The following is a 17,983-nucleotide window of genomic DNA, read 5'->3' as shown; positions in this document are numbered from 1 at the left end:
GTCGGTGAGCCCACGCCCGGGAGGCGCCGGACGGGGGTCCGCGGGCTGCACGCCCCGCCGCTGCGGGCGTCCAGGCGGCTCGCGGGAAGGGGCGGGACCGACACGGGTCCTAGGACCATCGGACCGAGCTGCCGGGAACGACCCAGAGGACCAGACATGCCCGCTCCACCGGGCCCGATGGTCCAGTCGACGCGGCAGATCGCCTCTGTCACCTTCGATGAAGAAGCCCTGCTGCCACCAGCAGCGGGGGAGTCAGGCGAAGAAGTCGGGAACCGGCTCCGCCACCACCGCGGCGACACGACGCGGTCTACCCAGGGAGATCCCATGAGCAACCCCACCACCCCGCGCAGCGAGCTGAACCTCGGCAACGACCGGCCCCGCCGGCAGACCACCGAGACCAAGGCCGCCTTCAAGACCACCGAGTTCATCTTCTACGTCCTCGTCTCCGTGGCCGTGCTGATCGCCGCCGCGGTGACCGACAACGGTGACGACGGTCAGGGCTTCGGCGTGGAGCGCGCCTGGTTCTTCGTCACCCTGCTGACCATCGGCTACCTGATCAGCCGCGGCCTGGCCAAGTCCGGCAGCCGCGAGCGCTACGACTCCTGACCCGCAGCGCCTCCCCGCCGACCACCTGCGGGGAGGCGCGCCCCGGTGACGAGGCCGGCCCTCGTCCCGACACACAGATCTCCTCCCTCGCGACGACAGCCGCGCGCCGCCCGTTCTGCTGCGGGCGGACCGGCTGCATCGACGCCCACGCGCCCGCCGGGTGGTCGTGAGGGCGAGGACGGTGGCGGCGCCCGTCGCCGCACCGAACCAGCGGGTGGTCGGCGTCACGGATGGTGGCGCCGACCACCCCGCCCGCGGGCGGGTGGCCCGGACGGCGTCCGGGGCGCCGGGGAAGCCCGCGCCGAACAAGCAGGTTCGCCTTACTTTGTCGGCCACAGACCATCTCCTACAGTGAGTCGGAGCGGCCCCGCCCGTCGTGGGTGGAGGCCGACGGCACCCGAGGGAGGCGCGTGGCTGGGGTTCAGCACTCCGATGCGACCGCGCCGACGTCGCGGGCCCACCGGACGATCCCCGACGCCACGATCGCGCGGCTGCCGCTGTACCTCCGTGCCCTCTCCGGCTTCGCCGAGCACGGCCTGGCCACGGTCAGCAGCGGCGAGCTGGCCGACGCCTCCGGGGTGAACCCCGCCCAGCTCCGCAAGGACCTCAGCCACCTCGGCTCCTACGGCACCCGCGGGGTCGGCTACGACGTCGCCATCCTGCGCACCAAGATCGGCGCCCAGATCGGCTCGACCCTGCAGTGGTCGGTGGTGATCGTCGGGATGGGCAACCTCGGCACCGCGCTGGCCAGCTACTCCGGCTACGCCGGGCGCGGGTTCCGGGTGGCGGCCCTGGTCGACGCCTCCGACGTGCTGATCGGCCAGCGCGTCCGGCTGGAGGGCAACGACCCCGAGGAGCTCACCATCACCGGCGACGCGGGCCTGGCCGAGGCCGTCCGCGAGGCCCAGCCGGTGGTCGGCATCATCACCACCCCGGCCGAGCCGGCCCAGTCGGTCTGCGACCGGCTGGTGGCCGCCGGGGTGACCAGCATCCTCAACTTCGCCCCCACCGTGCTGCAGGTCCCCGAGGGGGTCGTGGTGCGCACGGTCGACCTCGGTCAGGAGCTGCAGATCCTGGCCTACCACCAGCAGCACGCGGTCCGCCCGGAGGGAACAGCCGACCCCTCCGCAGGTGTTGACCTGGGTGGCACCGACGGCTCCCCGCAGCAGCCCGGTGACCCCGTCCACGACGGTCACCACCACTCCGACGTGCCCACCGACGACTCGGTCGCGTCCAGCATCGAGGCCCCTCCGGGCCGCAGGGAAGAGGTCCTCCAGTGAGCATCCTGGTCGTCAGCGCGTCCCACCACGGGGCGGGTGTCGATGCGCTCAACGCGCTGGCGCTCGACACGGCGGGAGTCGTCAAGATGGCGCACGCGCTGACCGCCCACGAGCAGGTGGAGGAGGTCGTGGTCCTCTCCACCTGCAACCGCACCGAGGTCTACGTCCAGGTCGGACGCTTCCACGCCGGCCTCGAGGCCGTGGTCGCCGAGCTCTCCGCCGGCTCCTCCCTCAGCGGTGCGGAGCTGCAGCAGATCTGCCGCGTGTACTACGACGAGGCGGCCGTCGGGCACCTCTTCACCGTGGCCGCCGGGCTGGACTCGATGGTGGTCGGCGAGAGCCAGATCCTCGGCCAGGTGCGTCAGGCGCTGACCGCCAGCCAGCAGGCCGGCACCGTCGGCTCGGCGCTGAACAGCCTCTTCCAGCAGGCGCTGCGGGTCGGCAAGCGGGTCCAGCACGAGACGTCGGTGGGCTCGGCCGGGCGATCCCTGGTCAGCGCGGCCGTCGACGCCCTGAGCGGTCAGGGGCTGCCGCTGGCCGGGCGCACCGTGGTCGTGCTGGGCGCCGGCTCGATCGCCTCCCTGGCCGCCCACACCGTGGCCGCCGAGGGGGCGGGCGTGGTCGTCGTGAACCGCACGCTGAGCAAGGCCCAGCGGCTGGCCGACCAGGTCGAGGGGCGGGCCTTCCCGCTGGAGGAGCTGGACCGGGCCCTGGCCGGGGCCGACGTGCTGGTCAGCTGCGTCGGGGCCCCCGGGTACGTGGTGGTCCCCGAGCAGGTGTCGGTGACGCCGCTGCGGGCCGTGGTCGACCTGGCCATGCCGGCCGACGTCGACCCCCGCGTCGGTGACCTCCTCACCCTGGTGAACCTGGAGACGCTGCGCGCCGGCCAGGTCGACACCGCCACCGTCGACGAGGTGCAGGCGGCGACCGAGCTGGTGGCCGGGGAGGTCTCGGACTTCCTCGGGGCCCGGCGCGCGGCCACCGTCACCCCGACCGTGGTCGCCCTGCGCACCATGGCCGCCGAGGTGGTCAGCGCCGAGATGGCCCGGCTCACCGGCAAGGTCCCCGACCTGGGTGCGGAGCAGCTGCACGAGGTGGAGCGCACCGTCCGCCGGGTCGTCGACAAGATCCTGCACCAGCCGACCGTCCGCCTCCAGGCCCACGCCGCCACCGAGGGCGCCACCGACTACGCCGACGCCCTGCGCGAGCTCTTCGCGCTCGACCCGGTGCAGGTCAGCGCCGTGTCCCGGCTCGGGGACGTCCCGCGGGGCGTCGGGGCGGCGGGGTGACCGCACTGCGGATCGGCGCCCGGACGTCCCCGCTGGCCCGCACCCAGGCGGACTGGGTGGCCGCCCGGCTGGAGGCCCTCGGTGTCGACTGCCAGTTCGTCGGCGTCACCACCGCCGGTGACGTGGACCAGCGCGAGCTGACCCAGATCGGTGGCACCGGCGTCTTCGTCGGCGCGGTCCGCTCCGGGTTGGTGCGCGGGACGATCGACGTGGCCGTGCACTCCCTCAAGGACCTGCCGACCGCCGACGAGGACGGGCTGCGGGTGGCTGCCGTGCCGGTGCGCGAGGACGTCCGCGACGTGGTCGTCGGGGCCGGGCTCGCGGAGCTGTCGGAGCGGGCGCGGTCCGGGCGTCCCGTCCGGGTCGGCACCGGGTCCCCGCGCCGGGCCTCCCAGCTGCGGCAGTGGGCCGCCGACCACGACGTGGCCCTCGAGGTCGTCCCCGTCCGCGGCAACGTCGACACCCGCATCGGGCACGTCTCCGGGGGTGAGCTGGACGCCACCCTGCTGGCCGCGGCCGGTCTGCGCCGGCTGGGCCGCCTGGTGCACGAGCAGCCCGACGGGGCGTGCCGGGTGGTGGCGGGGGAGGGGAGCGTGCCGGCCGAGCTGGTGGGCACCGACGTCCTGCTCCCCGCCGCCGGTCAGGGCGCCCTCGCGGTCGAGGTGGCCGTCGACGGCGGGCACGACCGGCTGCACCTGGTGGACCGTCTGGACGACCCGGAGACCCGGGCCCGGGTGGTGGCCGAGCGGACGTTCCTGGCCACACTCGAGGCAGGTTGCCTGGCGCCCGTCGGCGTGCTCGCTTCGTTGTCGGCTCCCGCAGCGGGTGCCTCAGCAACTTCTCAGCCGCAGAATTTGACTCTGGACGCCGTAATTGGGAGAACCATAGGGAGCGACGTCGACGATCGGTCGGGTCCAGAGCTGCTCCGGGTGCGAGGCGCCGGTCCGGCGCAGGAGGCCCGACGCATCGGCACCGAGCTCGCGGAGCAGGCACTGGCCCGGCTGGGCGACGACCTGCGCCGGTGACGGCACCGTCAGACCACTGCCACCCCACCGTCGAGGCGGGTGGAGGAAAGAGCGAGTTCCATGAGCACCGCCCAGGTCAACCCGCCCACCACCGAGTCCGCCGGTGCGTCCGCGGACTCCGTACCCCAGCACCGTACGCCCCCCGTCCCGGACGCCCGCGGCCGGGTCATCTTCGTCGGCACCGGCCCCGGTGACCCCGACCTGCTGACCCTCGGCGCGGTCTCCGCGATCGCCGACGCCGACGCGGTCCTGCTGGACAGCGACAACCTGCGCGACATCTTCGACCACCCCGCCGTGAGCACCGCCGAGGGCGTGGAGCCGGTGGTGATCGGCACCCGTGAGAACGGCAAGGCGCTGGCGCCGTCGGCCCGCGCCAAGCAGGTGCTCAAGGTGGCCGCCGCCGGCGGGCGCGTCGTCCGCCTCGTGCTGGGGGACCCCTTCCTCGACGGCGGCGTCGCCGACGAGGCCGCCGCCTGCGTCAAGGGCGGGATCGACTTCGAGGTGGTGCCGGGCGTCTCGGCGCTGACCGCCGTCCCCGAGTACGCCGGCGTGGCGCTGAACCACGCCGCCGGCACCCACTTCGTCTCCGCGATGGACGGTCGCATCACCAAGACCAGCTCCTCGCAGTGGGCCAGCACCGGAACCCTGGTGGTGAGCACCCGGGCGGGCATGGTGGCCGACGTCGCCGCCGCCGCGATCGGCTGCGGACGTCCGCCGGAGGACCCGGTGCTGGTCACCCTCGGTGGCGGCAGCACCGACCAGAACAGCGTGATCACCACGCTGGCCGAGCTGGCCCGCAAGGTGGCCGAGGCCGACGTCGACCCCGAGTCCCCGGTGCACGTCATGGTCGGCCCGGTGGTCGAGCACCGCGAGGACCTGAGCTGGTACGAGACCAAGCCGCTGTTCGGCTGGCGGGTGCTGGTGCCCCGCACCAAGGACCAGGCCGGCCCGATGACCGCCCGGCTGCGCAGCTACGGCGCCCACAGCGACGAGGTCCCCACCATCTCCGTGGAGCCGCCGCGCAGCCCGCAGCAGATGGACAAGGCCGTTCGCGGTCTGGTCGAGGGCCGATTCGAGTGGGTCGCCTTCACCTCGGTGAACGCGGTCAAGGCCGTCCGGGAGAAGTTCGAGCAGTACGGCCTGGACGCCCGCGCCTTCTCCGGGCTGAAGGTGGCCGCCGTGGGTCAGGTGACCGCCGCCGCCCTGCAGTCCTGGGGGATCGAGCCCGACCTGGTGCCGACCACCGACCAGTCCTCCACCGGCCTGGTGGCGGAGTTCCCGCCCTACGACGAGGTGCTGGACCCGATCAACCGGGTCTTCCTGCCGCGGGCCGACATCGCCACCGAGACCCTCTCCGCGGGCCTGACCGCGCTGGGCTGGGAGGTCGAGGACGTCACCGCCTACCGGACCGTCCGGGCCGCCCCGCCGCCAGCCGCCACCCGTGAGGCGATCAAGACGGGGTCCTTCGACGCCGCCGTGTTCACCTCGTCCTCCACGGTGCGGAACCTGGTGGGCATCGCGGGCAAGCCGCACCCCTCCACCGTGGTCGCGGTGATCGGGCCGGCCACCGCGCGCACCTGCGAGGAGCACGGGCTGCGGGTCGACGTGATGGCGTCCAAGCCGTCGGTGGTGGCCCTGGCCGACGCCCTGGCCAGCTTCGCCGCGATCCGTCGCGACGAGCTGCTGGCCAAGGGGGAGACCGTGGTCAAGCCCTCGCAGCAGAAGGCCCCGCGCCGCCGCTGACCCCCCGCCTCGCCCCCGGTCCCGGCCCCGGCCCCAGGCCTCGACCCGACGTCGAGTGCGGTCAGATCGTCGCCGTCACGAGCTCCGGGCGACGATCCGGTCGCACTCGCGCGCGCTCGGCGGGCGGGCAGCGGGGCGGCGGGTGGAGTCACGCCCGGCGGGTGAGGTCCGGGCGGTAGCCGCCGGCCAGGAGGGCCCGGGCGACCCGGCGTCTCAGGGTGTGCCGCTCGGCCCGGAGGTGGCGTTGCTGCGCACGCACCACCCGCCACCCCTCCCAGCCGAGGTGCTCGAGGCGATCGAGGTCCCGCTCGTACTGGCGCCGGTCGGTGCGGTGCTGATCACCGTCGTACTCGCACACCACCCGGTACTCCTCCCAGACCAGGTCACCGATGGCGACGAGGTCGCCCGCTGCGTCCACGATCGGGAGGTTCACCTGCGGCTCCGGGAAGCCCCAGGAGGTGAGCAGCAGCCGGAGCTCGGTCTCCTTGACCGAGTCGGTCCCTGCTCGGACGTCCTCGAGGGCCGCAACCAGGGCCCTGCTGTGGCGTCGACCCCTGCGACGCTCACAGGCGCCCCGCAGGTCCTCGAGCCGACTGTGAGGGTGCTGTCGGCGGAGGAGCGAGTCGCCCAGCTGGACCCGCTCGAGCGCGTCCAGCTCCCCGGCCAGGCTCGCCCAGACGTCCGCCGGGCTCTGCACCGGCAGACCGCGAACCCTCTGGACCACGTCGGTGCCCGGGCGGACGGCGTGCCCCTGGGTGCCGCGACCTGCTCGCCGGCGCGAAGGATCCACGCAGCTGAGGTGGACGGTCGGGTCGGCGGTGAGCCGCTCGGGCAGCCAGAGGCCGTGCAGCACGGCGGCGCTGGTGTGGCTGAACCAGTGACCGTCCGGCACGGAGAGCGACCGCAGCGCGATGAGGTCCCTCGCCGACATCTCGTGGGCCGCCGGGGCGTGCAGACCGTGGAACGGGTGCTGGAGGTCGGATCGGCGGAGCCGCTCCGCCGACACCCCGACCGTGCGGGCGTGGGCGGTGGTGAAGCCGCGTCCCTCGAGGGGCTCAGGCAGAGGCTCCGGGTGCACATGTCGATCCTCAGCCCCGACGACCCCCTCCGGACGGGTTGTGCACACCCGGTCCGCCCTCTGGCTGGCTGTCGGTGACGCGAGTGCGCCCGGATGGTCGCCTGCCAGCGCAGCACCCGACGAGATGGCCGCACTCGCGAGCGTCCGGGGTCGGGGACCGGGACGGGTCGTCAGCGACCGGTGGCCGCCGAACGCGCCATCATCCCGCCGATCAGCTCGGTGGCCCGGCGCCGGCCGACCACCCGCGCCAGCAGCGAGGCGACCCGGTTGCCCCGCCCGGCGATGACGCTCGGCGGGGGGTTCCGCCGCTCCAGCGCCGTCAGCGCCGTGGCCACCACGGCGTCGGCGGGCATCCGCCGGGTCCCGCCGTCGGCACCGTCGCCGGCCACGTCGAAGAACTCCGTCTCGGTCGCCCCCGGTGACAGGGCGAGGACCCGGAGCCCGGTGCCGCGCGCCTCGTACCAGAGGGCCTCGGTCAGGCTGAGCACGAAGGCCTTGCTCGCCCCGTAGACCGCCATCCGGGGGTCCGCCTGGTAGGCCGCCATGCTGGCGACGTTGAGGAGGAAGCCGTCTCCGCGCTCGCGCAGCCGCGGCATGAACGCGTGGCTGATCTCGACCACGCTGGTGACGTCGACGGCGACCTCGGCGCTGAGATCGGCGAGCTCGGTCTCGTGGAAGAGCCCCGTGCTGGCGAAGCCGGCGTTGTTGACCACGCTGGTGACCTCGACCTGCCGGCGGGCGAGCTCGGTCTGCAGCCGCCGGGCGACGTCGGGTGCGGCCAGGTCCATCGGGACCGCCGCCACCGTGGTGCCGTGCTGCTCCTGCAGCTGGGTGGCCAGGGCCTGGAGGCGGTCCGCGCGCCGGGCCACGAGCACCAGGTCGCTGCCCCGGGCGGCCAGCTGCCGGGCGAACTCGGCCCCGAGGCCGGCGCTCGCGCCGGTCACCAGGACGGTCTGTCGTGCGTAGTCGAGAGGTGCTGCTGACGTCGTCATGGTGCAACTGTATGCCAGTTTGGCACCAAGTGGCACTACGGCACCCGACGTCGTTCGCCGCTAGGGTGGTGGCGTGACACCGACCGAGGACGCACCGCCGGGGCTGTGGGCCCGGTCCCGCCAGCGCGTCCACGCCGAGATCACCACCGTCGCGATGGACCTGTTCCTCGCCAAGGGCTTCGAGCAGACCACCATCGAGGAGGTCGTCGCCGCGGCCGGGATCTCCCGCCGCTCGTTCTTCCGCTACTTCGGCACCAAGGAGGACGTCGTGCTCGGCGCCCTCGTCGGCGAGGGAGCCGTGCTGCGGGCCGCGCTGGAGCGCCAGCCCGAGGACGACGACGTGTGGACGGCTCTGCGCGGTGCGCTGGTCGCCGTGGAGGGGGAGGTGGCTGACGAGGAGCGGGTGCTGGCGACCGCGACGATGGTGTACGGGACGCCGTCCCTGCGTGCCCGGACCATCGAGAAGCACCTCCGCTGGTACGAGGACCTGGTGCCCGAGGTGGAACGACGTCTCGGCGGCGGCCCCGGCGCCACGCTGCGCGCCAAGGCCGTCGTGGGGTGCGTCGTCACCTGCCTGGACCTGGCCGGGGAGGCGTGGTGCCAGGACGGGGGCGCCCGGCCGCTGCGGAGCTACTTCGACGCCGCCCTGGACGCCGTCCGACCGCGGGCCGGTGGTCGCGCCACCTGAGCGTGGCGCCGGTCACGTGGATTGGGGTCGGGCGGGGCGTCCCACGTAGGTTGGGACGGTGACCCCCAACCGACCCGTGGTGCGTCCGCGCCGGCTCCGACGGACCCCCGTCGTGCGCGCGATGGTGGCCGAGACGACGGTCGCGCCGCGCCAGCTGGTGCTCCCGGCCTTCGTCGCCGAGGGGGCCACCGAGCCGCGGCCGATCAGCTCCATGCCCGGCGTCGTCCAGCACACCCTGGACACCCTCCGCGCCACCGCCACCGAGGCCGCCGAGGCCGGTCTGGCGGGGATCATGCTCTTCGGGGTGCCCGAGCGCCAGGACGCCACCGGCTCCGGTGCGCTGGCCGAGGACGGCATCCTCAACGTGGCCATCGAGGCGGTCCGGGCCGAGGTGGGTGAGGACCTGCTGGTGATGAGCGACGTCTGCCTGGACGAGTTCACCGACCACGGGCACTGCGGGCTGCTCGCCGCCGACGGCTCGGTCGACAACGACGCCACCGTCGACGTCTACGCCGAGATGGCGGCCATGCACGCCGAGCGCGGCGCCCACGTGGTCGCCCCCAGCGGCATGATGGACGGCCAGGTCGCCGTCATCCGCGCCGAGCTGGACGCCCGCGGGCACACCGACACCGTGGTGATGGCCTACGCCGCCAAGTACGCCTCCGCCTTCTACGGACCCTTCCGGGAGGCCGTCGGCTCCTCCCTCACCGGGGACCGCAAGGCCTACCAGCAGGACCCCGCCAACGTCCGGGAGTCCCTCCGGGAGGTCCGCCTCGACGTCGAGCAGGGCGCGGACATGGTGATGGTCAAGCCCGCGATGGGCTACCTCGACGTGATCGCCGAGACCGCGCGCACCGTCGACGTGCCGGTCGCGGCCTACAACGTCTCCGGCGAGTACGCCATGGTCGAGGCCGCCGCCGCCCAGGGCTGGATCGACCGCGACCGGGCCATCACCGAGACCCTGCTCTCGATCCGCCGGGCCGGGGCCGACGTGGTCCTCACCTACTGGGCGCTCGAGTACGCCCAGCGGCTGCACCGCGCATGAGCACCACCACCGCAGGAGGCCCACCCGTGACGTCCGACGCCCGATCCGCCGAGCTCTTCGAGCGCGCCCAGCTGGTCATCCCCGGCGGGGTGAACTCACCGGTCCGGGCCTTCCGCGCCGTGGGTGGCACGCCCCGGTTCATCGCCGCCGCCAAGGGCGCCCACCTCACCGACGCCGACGGCAACGACCTGGTCGACCTGGTCTGCTCCTGGGGACCGATGATCCTCGGCCACGCCCACCCCGAGGTGATCGCCGCCGTCACCGACGCGGCTGCCCGCGGCACCTCCTACGGCGCCCCCACCCGGGCCGAGGTCGAGCTGGCCGAGGCCATCGTCGAGCGCACCCCGGTGGAGCAGGTGCGGCTGGTCAGCAGCGGCACCGAGGCCACCATGACCGTGCTCCGCCTGGCCCGCGCCGCCACCGGCCGCGACCTGGTGGTCAAGTTCGCCGGCTGCTACCACGGCCACGTCGACGCCCTGCTCGCCTCCGCCGGCTCCGGGGTCGCCACCCTGGGCGACGCCGAGGCCCTCGCCAGCCCGTCCAGCCCCGGCGTCCCGGCCACCACCACCGCCCAGACCATCGTGCTGCCCTACAACGACCGGACCGCCGTCACCGCCGCCTTCGCCGAGCACGGGGACCAGATCGCCTGCCTGGTCACCGAGGCCGCCCCCGGCAACATGGGCGTGATCGTCCCCGGTACCGAGGACGGCGAGCACTTCAACGCCTTCCTGGCCCGCACCTGCCGCGAGCACGGCGCGCTCTTCGTCTCCGACGAGGTGATGACCGGCTTCCGGGTCACCCGCAGCGGGCAGCACGGCCTCGACGGCGTCGTCCCCGACCTGGTGACCTTCGGCAAGGTGATGGGCGGCGGGTTCCCGGCCGCGGCCTTCGGCGGACGGGCGGAGCTGATGCAGCTGCTGTCCCCGGTCGGCTCGGTCTACCAGGCCGGTACCCTCTCGGGGAACCCGGTGGCCAGCGCCGCCGGCAGCACCACCCTGCGCCTGCTCGACGACGAGGTCTACCGCACCCTGGACGCCTCCGCCGACGTCCTCCGCACCGCCGTGGCCGAGTCCTTCGCCGCCGCCGGCCTGCCGCACGTGGTGCAGAGCGCCGGCAGCATGTTCAGCGTCTTCTTCACCCCCGACGACGTCACCGAGGTACCTGACTACGCCACCGCGCAGCGGCAGGACACCGCCGCCCACGCCGCCTTCTTCCACGCCATGCTGGACGCCGGGGTGTACCTCCCACCCAGCGCCTACGAGGCGTGGTTCCTGTCCACCGCCCACGACGACGAGGCGCTGTCGCGTATCGTCGAGACGCTGCCGGCCGCCGCCCGTGCCGCTGCCGCCGTCGCGTCCGCCGAACGACACTGAGGGAGCCGTGAACGACATCGAACCGCACGTGCCGGTGCACCGCGGACGCGCGATCGTCCACCTGCTGCGTCACGGCGAGGTGGAGAACCCCACCGGCGTCCTCTACGGCCGGCTCCCGGACTTCCACCTCTCCGAGCGCGGCCGCGCCATGGCCGAGCGGCTCGGGGAGCACCTGGCCGACGCCGACCTGACCCACCTGCGCTGCTCCCCGCTGGAGCGCGCCCAGGAGACCATGGCCCCGGTCTCCGCCCAGCACCCCGACCTGCAGGTCGTCACCGACGACCGGGTGGTCGAGTCGGCCAACCTGCTCCAAGGGCGCGTGATGTCGGCCAAGAAGTCCGCCCTCCGCGACCCGCGGATGTGGTGGCTGCTGCGCAACCCCACCCGCCCGTCCTGGGGTGAGCCCTACACCGAGATCGTGGTGCGGATGCGGGCCGCCATCCTGGACTCCGCCATCGCCGCCGACGGCCACGAGGCGCTGATCGTCTCCCACCAGCTGCCGATCTGGATGGCGCGCTGCGACGCCGTCGGCCGCCGCCTGGTGCACGACCCGCGTCGCCGCCAGTGCACCCTGGCCAGCCTGACCTCCATGACGGTGATCGACGGGCGCGTGGTCAACGTCGCCTACTCCGAACCCGCGGTGGACCTGCTGCCCGCCAAGGGCAAGGGTCGGCAGTTCGTCGCCGGCGCGTGAGTCGGCTCGTCGTGCGTCGGTTCTTCGTGGCCGGGTCCGCGGTGACCCCTCGCGGCGAGACGTCCCGCCCGGCCGAGCCTCCTCCTCGCGTCCTCGGCGGCTCCGGGTCTGACGTGCCGGCGTCGGACCACGGGCTGAGGACGCTCGCGTCGGGTGCCTCGTCGCGCTCGCGTCGACGTCGGCCGGGCTGGACCGGAGTCGTCGTCGCGGTGGCGCTCGCGGTGTCGGCGTGCACCGGCGGGGGCGGGACCAGCGGGGTCGAGGAGGGGTTCGTGTCCGGGGACGGGACGATCACCCAGGTAGCGCCGGACGAGCGGGAGGCGGCGCCGGACGTCCGCGGGCCGCTGGTCGGCGGGGACGGGGAGATCGCCCTCGGCGACTTCGACGACCAGGTCGTGGTGCTGAACGTGTGGGCGTCCTGGTGCGCCCCGTGCCGAGCCGAGTCCCCGGACCTGGTGGAGGCCGCGGCCCGGACCGAGGGCATCGCCCAGTTCGTCGGGCTGAACGCCAAGGAGGACAACCCGGCGGCGGAGGAGGCCTTCCTGCGGGCCTTCGAGATCCCCTACCCGAGCCTGGACGACCCGACCGGTGAGCTGCAGCTCCGCTTCGCCGACAACCTGCCGCCCTCGGCCATCCCCAGCACGCTGGTGATCGACCGCGAGGGCCGGGTCGCCGCGCGCGTCCTGGGCACCATCAGCGCCACCACCCTGGCCGACCTGGTCACCGACGTCAGCGAGGGGCGCTGATGGTGCCGATGGACCTCGCCGGGTGGCTGGCCGACTCGGTCAGCGGGTCGATGGCGCTCGCCATCCCCGTGGCCCTGCTGGTCGGGGCCGTCTCGTTCTTCAGCCCCTGCGTGGTGCCCCTGCTGCCCGGCTACCTCTCCTACGCCACCGGGCTCGGAGCGGCGGAGGTGCTCGGCGGCAAGGCGAACAAGGGCCGGATGCTGCTCGGCACCTCGCTGTTCGTGCTCGGCTTCTCCGTCGTCTTCGTGCTGACCGGCGCCGTCTTCGGGGCGGCCGGCCAGGTGCTCCTCGACGCCCGCGGCTGGCTCACCCCGGCGGCCGGCGTCGTCTCCATCCTGCTCGGGCTGGTCTTCCTCGGCGTCATCCCGCTGGGACGCGGTGAGCTGCGGCTGCAGCGCGTCCCCCGGGCGGGCATCGCCTTCGCGCCGCTGCTCGGCATGGTGTTCGGCTTCGGCTGGACCCCCTGCATCGGACCCACCCTGGCCGCCGTGCTGACCCTGGCCCTGAACGAGGGGAGCGCCTCCCGCGGGGCTCTGCTGGCCTTCGTCTACTCCCTCGGTCTCGGCATCCCGTTCGTGCTGGCCGGGCTGGCCTGGGGCCGGGTCAACCGGGTGGTGGGCGTGGTCAAGCGGCACCAGCGGCTGGTGATGGGCGTCGGCGGGGCGCTGATGGTGCTCACGGGGCTGCTGCTGGTCACCGGTCTGTGGGACGCCCTGATGGGCGGCATCCGGCAGTGGGCCGCGAGCGTCGGGGCACCGCTGTGAGCGGCACCACCGACCAGCAGCCCGACGTCGTGACCGACGACACCGCCCCCGAGCCGCACCGCGACCGACGTCCCGCCACCGAGGCGCCGCGCTCCCTGCGGCCGGTGGAGTGGCTGCGCTGGCTCTGGACCAACCTGACCTCGATGCGCACCGCGCTGACCCTGCTGCTGGCGCTGGCCGTGGCCGCCATCCCCGGCGCCCTGCTGCCGCAGCGGCCCACCGCGCCGTTCGAGGTCAGCGCCTGGATCGAGGAGAGCCCCGCGCTGGGACGCTTCTACGACGCCATCGGGCTCTTCGACGTCTACGCCTCGCCCTGGTTCTCCGCCATCTACCTGCTGCTCTTCGTCTCCCTGGTCGGCTGCATCGTGCCCCGCACCCGGGTGTACTGGCGGGCCCTGCGCGCCCAGCCGCCCCGGACCCCGAGGAACCTGCGCCGCCTCCCCGCCGCCGCCACCACCACCAGCGACGCCGCCCCGGCCGAGGTGCTGGAGGCCGCCGCCGCGGCGCTGCGCCGCAAGCGGTTCCGGGTGCAGGTGCGCGAGGACTCGGTGGCCGCCGAGCGCGGCCACCTCCGCGAGGCCGGCAACCTGGTCTTCCACCTGAGCCTGGTGGTGCTGCTGATCGGGCTGGCCGTGGGTGCCCTCGGCGGGTACCGCGGCAACGTGGTCGTCCCGGTCGGGCAGGGGTTCGCCAACACCATCAGCCAGTACGACGACATCACCGCCGGCGGTCGCTTCGACCCCACCGGGCTGCCGCCGTTCTCCCTCGTCGTGAACCAGTTCACCGCCGAGTTCGAGACCGGCCCGGTGCAGATGGGCGCGGCCCGTGTCTTCGACGCCGACCTCACCGTCACCGAGTCACCGGGGGAGCAGCCCTACGACTTCAACCTCGAGGTCAACAGGCCGCTCACCATCGACGGCACCGACGTCCACCTCACCGGTCACGGCTACGCCCCCCGGGTCACCGTCCGCGACGGCAACGGCGACGTCGCCTTCTCCGGGCTGGTGCCCTTCCTGCCCCAGGACGGCAACTTCACCTCCGCCGGCGCCATCAAGGCACCCGACGCGCGACCGGAGCGGCTGGCCTTCCAGGGCTTCTTCCTGCCCACCGCCCAGGTCGACGAGCTGGGCCCGCGCTCGCTGTTCCCCGACGCCTTCGCCCCCGAGCTCTTCCTCAACGCCTGGTACGGCCCGCCGAAGGAGGAGACCGGGGCACCGGAGAACGTGTACTCCCTCGACATCACCGGGCTGGAGAAGGTGCTCACCGAGGACGGCACCGACACCCTGCGGATCCGGCTCGCGCCGGGGGAGAGCGTCACCCTGCCCGACGGCCGGGGCTCGATCACCATGGACGGCTGGGAGCGCTGGGTGAAGCTGCAGGTCAGCAGCACCCCCGCCCTGCCGCTGACCCTCGGTGCGGTGGTGGCCGCGGTCACCGGGCTGTGCCTGTCGCTGTTCGTCCGCCCGCGACGGATCTGGGTGCGGGCCCGGGCCGGAACCAGTGGTGAGACGGAGATCGAGGTCGGCGGTCTGGACCGGGCCGACGCCCGGACCGGTCTCGACGAGGACGTGGCCCAGCTCGCGCAGCAGCTGGGCGCAGACGAGAATGGACCCGGAGACGGCGCGGAGCGCCGGCCCGGACAGGGAGAGGACGAGCGCTGATGGACGTCGGAGGAGTGTCGAACACCGCCATGGTCACCGCGGCGGTGATCTACCTGTTCGCAGCCATCGCCCACGCCGCCGAGTGGGCCGCCGCCCGCGGCACCGGGGAGACCACCGGTGAGCGACGCACCCGCGAGCGCCAGCTGGTCGGCGCCTCGGTGGGCGAGCCCGGGTCCGGCTCGGTGGCCCTCCAGGCCGGCGCCGGGGACCCCGTCGACGACGAGCGCGCGCTGCTCCGGGTCGACCGCTTCGGCCGGATCGGGGTGGCCCTCACGCTGGTGGCCTTCGTCGTGCACGCCCTCGCGGTGGTCACCCGCGGGCTGGCCGCCGACCGGTTCCCGTGGGGCAACATGTACGAGTTCGTCAGCACCTCGCTGCTGTTCGTGGTCGCCGTGCACCTGTTCCTGGCCGTCCGGCTCGGGCAGCGCTGGCTCGGGCTGCTCGTGACCCTGCTCTCCACGGTCGGCATGGGGCTGGCCGTCACCGTCTTCTACGTCGACGTCGCCCCGCTGGTGCCCTCGCTGCACTCGGCCTGGTTCCTCTTCCACATCGTCGCCGCGGCCCTGTCGGGTGCGGCCTTCAACGTCGGCGCGCTGGCTTCGATCCTCTACCTCGTCAAGGACCGCGCCGAGCGCCGCGGGACCGTCCGCGGGTACCTGGCGAAGCTGCCCTCGGCCCGCCAGATCGACCTGATCGCCTACCGCGCGCACGCCTTCGCCTTCCCGCTGTGGACCTTCACCATCGCCGCCGGCGCGGTCTGGGCGCAGTACGCCTGGGGCCGGTTCTGGGGCTGGGACCCCAAGGAGACGATGAGCCTGGTCACCTGGGTCATCTACGCCGGCTACCTGCACGCCCGGGCCACCGCCGGCTGGCGGGGGACGCCGGCCGCAGTGATGGCCATCACCGGGGTGGTGGCGTTCTGGTTCAACTTCATCGGCATCAACCTGCTGGTCTCCGGTCTGCACTCCTACGCGGGGGTGTGAGCCGGGCATGATCACGGCGGTGGTGCTCAGCCCCAGCCTGGACATCAGCTACGAGGTCGACGAGCTCACCGTCGGCGCCATCCACCGGCCCCTCAGCACGGTCCGCTGCGCCGGCGGCAAGGGCCTCAACATGGTGCGGGCGGCGACCGCGCTCGGTGCGCCGACCCGGGCCGTGACCGTCCTCGGCGGCCCGGTGGGGGACCTGATGCGCACCCTGCTGGCGGAGGAGGGGCTGCCGGCGGTGGTGGTGCCCAACCCGCACGAGACCCGGATCTGCGTCTCGGTCGCCGGGGCCGACATGACCGAGATCTACCAGCGGGCCACCCCGCTGGCCGACGGCGTGCTGGACGACGTCGAGGCCGCCCTGGACGAGGCGCTGGCCGGCGGCACGGACTGGGTCGCGGTCAACGGCGGGCTGCCCGAGGGCGCCGACCCCGCCCGGGTCGCCGACCTGCTGGCCCGGGCCCGCCACCACGGCGCCCGGGTGGCCGCCGACTGCTACGGGGAGCTGCTGACCGAGCTGCTGGAGCGCGGCGTGGACCTGGTCAAGATCAACCGCTCCGAGGCCGTCGACCTGGTCGGGACCGCCCCCGACGTCGACCTGTCCGAGCTGGTCGCGGCCGTCGCCGCGCGGGCGTCCGCGCCGGTGGTGGTCACCGACGGGGCGTCGGGGTCGGCGCTGTCCCAGGACGGACGGCGCTGGCGGGTCGCGGCCAGCAGCCGTCGCGGCCGCTGGTCCCAGGGCAGCGGCGACAGCTACCTGGGCGGTCTGCTGACCGGGCTCACCGAGGGCCTGGGGCTGGTCGACGCCGTCCGCCTCGGTGCCGGGGCCGGCACCGCCAACGCGATGGTCCCCGGCCCCGGTCGGCTGCGCGAGGACGAGGCCCGCGCGATCGCCGCCGAGCTCGCCGTCACCACGGTCTGAGCACGCCCACCCGACGTCGCGGCACGGACGTCGGGTGGGGGCGGGTCAGCGACGCGACGTCATCGTCGTGCGGACCTCCTCCTCGGCGGCGCAGGTGACCTCGCCACGGCGGCCGTCGGAGGTCTCGACGCCGACGTGCGCCCAGTAGGGGGTGTCGGTGTCGATGACGCGGGACCTCCCGTCCCGCTCGATCGTGGTGGAGGGCGCGCCGGCCCGGGTCAGCTCGAGGGACAGGGTGAGCTGCGCCACCGTCTCACCCGTGCCGACCTCCACCAGCGGTGCCTCCAACCGACCCCGGTTGCCACGCACGACCACGTCGCCCTGCGCCTCGAGCGGGTTCACGCCGTCGTCGACGACGACCTCGGCGTAGGGCGCCGTCCGGCTGTTGCCGCTCAGCAGGACGGCGGCGTCGGCGATGCCGGCCAGGGTGCAGATGTCGGAGTTGAAGTCCCGGGAGCGGACGACGTGCATCGCCGGGTTGGTGGAGCGCAGGTCGAAGACGATCCTCGACCCGCTGCAGGACAGCTCGTCGCTGATCGGGGAGAGACCGGGCACGCTCGCGGAGACCTGGCTGAAGGTGAACTCGCTGGTGGTGATGGTGCCCGTGGTGCGGATGTTGCCGTCGCGCTCGTCGACCTGCTGCACGACCGGCTCGGCCTGCGCGACGTCGGCGGCGAAGGTGGCCGTCCCGACCGACCCGCCGGTGGAGGGGTCCTTGGCGGTGATCTCCGCGGTGAAGCGCGGACCGAAGGTGGCCGTCCCCTCCCACCCCTGCAGGACCAGCTGGTAGTCCTCGTCCTCGACGAAGAAGGAGGAGCCGGAGTCGCCGGAGAGGCTGTCCCCGCTGGCCTGGAGGAAGACGCTCTCCCCGGTGGTGGTCGAGAAGACGCAGGACAGCTCGTCGACGGTGTTCAGGGTGCGGGTCGGCTCCCCGGCCGCAGCGGCCGGGGTGGTGACGACGTTCGCGGCAAGGACGGCGACAGCGACGGCGCCGACGATGCGCAGGGTTCTCATGGCATCTCCTGGTTCTGGGAGGAGCTCTGACGGCGACCTGCCGTCCTCTTCGATGGTGCCTCGTGGGCCCGGCCCCC

Annotated in this window: 17 protein-coding genes; 14 read left to right on the top strand and 3 right to left on the bottom strand. The window is 73.9% G+C overall.

Annotated elements, in window-relative coordinates; genetic code table 11:
* The first annotated feature begins 324 nt into the window (after positions 1–324).
* The 5 genes from BLT52_RS00235 (at position 325) to BLT52_RS00215 (ending at position 5,943) form a co-directional block, all read left to right on the top strand.
* A complete protein-coding gene (locus tag BLT52_RS00235; protein WP_090589507.1) occupies positions 325–606 on the top strand; it encodes a hypothetical protein in 282 nt (93 codons plus the stop codon).
* 410 nt (positions 607–1,016) lie between these two features.
* Entirely contained in the window at positions 1,017–1,886 is an 870-nt protein-coding gene (locus BLT52_RS00230; protein WP_231946427.1) for a redox-sensing transcriptional repressor Rex, read from the top strand.
* Positions 1,883–3,175, top strand: coding sequence for a glutamyl-tRNA reductase (locus tag BLT52_RS00225; protein WP_090589503.1), 1,293 nt, complete (start codon positions 1,883–1,885; stop codon positions 3,173–3,175). The genes BLT52_RS00230 and BLT52_RS00225 overlap by 4 nt, the downstream gene beginning before the upstream one ends.
* Positions 3,172–4,200, top strand: coding sequence for a hydroxymethylbilane synthase (gene hemC, locus BLT52_RS00220; RefSeq protein ID WP_197679132.1), 1,029 nt, complete (start codon positions 3,172–3,174; stop codon positions 4,198–4,200). Before BLT52_RS00225 ends, hemC begins: the two co-directional genes overlap by 4 nt.
* Before the next feature lie 60 nt (positions 4,201–4,260).
* Positions 4,261–5,943, top strand: coding sequence for a bifunctional uroporphyrinogen-III C-methyltransferase/uroporphyrinogen-III synthase (locus BLT52_RS00215; RefSeq protein ID WP_090589500.1), 1,683 nt, complete (start codon positions 4,261–4,263; stop codon positions 5,941–5,943).
* Between the two features lie 148 nt (positions 5,944–6,091).
* Here BLT52_RS00215 and BLT52_RS00210 read toward each other — a convergent pair whose 3' ends face one another.
* Both BLT52_RS00210 and BLT52_RS00205 read right to left on the bottom strand, forming a co-directional pair.
* Positions 6,092–7,021, bottom strand: a complete 930-nt coding sequence (locus BLT52_RS00210; RefSeq protein ID WP_090589499.1) for a DUF559 domain-containing protein — start codon at positions 7,019–7,021, stop codon at positions 6,092–6,094.
* Positions 7,022–7,191: 170 nt separating this feature from the next.
* Positions 7,192–8,013, bottom strand: a complete 822-nt coding sequence (locus BLT52_RS00205) for an SDR family NAD(P)-dependent oxidoreductase (RefSeq protein ID WP_090589496.1) — start codon at positions 8,011–8,013, stop codon at positions 7,192–7,194.
* Positions 8,014–8,086: 73 nt separating this feature from the next.
* Here BLT52_RS00205 and BLT52_RS00200 point away from each other — a divergent pair, with 73 nt between their 5' ends.
* The 9 genes from BLT52_RS00200 (at position 8,087) to BLT52_RS00160 (ending at position 16,892) form a co-directional block, all read left to right on the top strand.
* A complete protein-coding gene (locus tag BLT52_RS00200; protein ID WP_197679131.1) occupies positions 8,087–8,701 on the top strand; it encodes a TetR/AcrR family transcriptional regulator in 615 nt (204 codons plus the stop codon).
* Between the two features lie 58 nt (positions 8,702–8,759).
* On the top strand, positions 8,760–9,746 hold the full coding sequence (hemB, locus tag BLT52_RS00195) for a porphobilinogen synthase (protein WP_090589495.1): 987 nt from the start codon (positions 8,760–8,762) through the stop codon (positions 9,744–9,746).
* Entirely contained in the window at positions 9,743–11,119 is a 1,377-nt protein-coding gene (gene hemL / locus BLT52_RS00190) for a glutamate-1-semialdehyde 2,1-aminomutase (RefSeq protein WP_090589492.1), read from the top strand. The genes hemB and hemL overlap by 4 nt, the downstream gene beginning before the upstream one ends.
* Before the next feature lie 7 nt (positions 11,120–11,126).
* On the top strand, positions 11,127–11,813 hold the full coding sequence (locus tag BLT52_RS00185) for a histidine phosphatase family protein (RefSeq protein WP_231946425.1): 687 nt from the start codon (positions 11,127–11,129) through the stop codon (positions 11,811–11,813).
* A gap of 272 nt (positions 11,814–12,085) precedes the next feature.
* Complete coding sequence (locus tag BLT52_RS00180; protein ID WP_197679130.1) at positions 12,086–12,559, top strand: TlpA family protein disulfide reductase; 474 nt, start codon at positions 12,086–12,088, stop codon at positions 12,557–12,559.
* 50 nt (positions 12,560–12,609) lie between these two features.
* Positions 12,610–13,323 carry a cytochrome c biogenesis CcdA family protein gene (locus BLT52_RS00175; RefSeq protein ID WP_090596113.1) on the top strand — a complete coding sequence of 238 codons (714 nt, stop codon included), beginning with the start codon at positions 12,610–12,612 and terminating at the stop codon, positions 13,321–13,323.
* Positions 13,324–13,466: 143 nt separating this feature from the next.
* Positions 13,467–14,984 (top strand): cytochrome c biogenesis protein ResB, encoded by a 1,518-nt coding sequence (resB, locus tag BLT52_RS00170; protein ID WP_090596112.1) that lies wholly within the window; start codon positions 13,467–13,469, stop codon positions 14,982–14,984.
* The gene (ccsB, locus tag BLT52_RS00165; RefSeq protein WP_090589488.1) at positions 14,984–15,967 is read left to right on the top strand and encodes a c-type cytochrome biogenesis protein CcsB; all 984 of its coding nucleotides are present in this window, start codon (positions 14,984–14,986) and stop codon (positions 15,965–15,967) included. Before resB ends, ccsB begins: the two co-directional genes overlap by 1 nt.
* Positions 15,968–15,974: 7 nt before the next feature.
* Positions 15,975–16,892: a 1-phosphofructokinase family hexose kinase gene (locus BLT52_RS00160; protein ID WP_090589486.1), complete on the top strand. Its 918-nt coding sequence runs from the start codon at positions 15,975–15,977 to the stop codon at positions 16,890–16,892.
* Between the two features lie 45 nt (positions 16,893–16,937).
* Here the strand turns inward: BLT52_RS00160 and BLT52_RS00155 are convergent, their stop codons facing one another.
* Positions 16,938–17,906: a hypothetical protein gene (locus BLT52_RS00155; RefSeq protein ID WP_090589484.1), complete on the bottom strand. Its 969-nt coding sequence runs from the start codon at positions 17,904–17,906 to the stop codon at positions 16,938–16,940.
* Positions 17,907–17,983: the final 77 nt, after the last annotated feature.

Origin of the sequence: Auraticoccus monumenti, from assembly GCF_900101785.1 — a bacterium.
In the GTDB taxonomy this organism is placed as follows: Bacteria; Actinomycetota; Actinomycetes; order Propionibacteriales; family Propionibacteriaceae; genus Auraticoccus; species Auraticoccus monumenti.
This window is presented reverse-complemented; position numbering and strand designations above follow the sequence as displayed.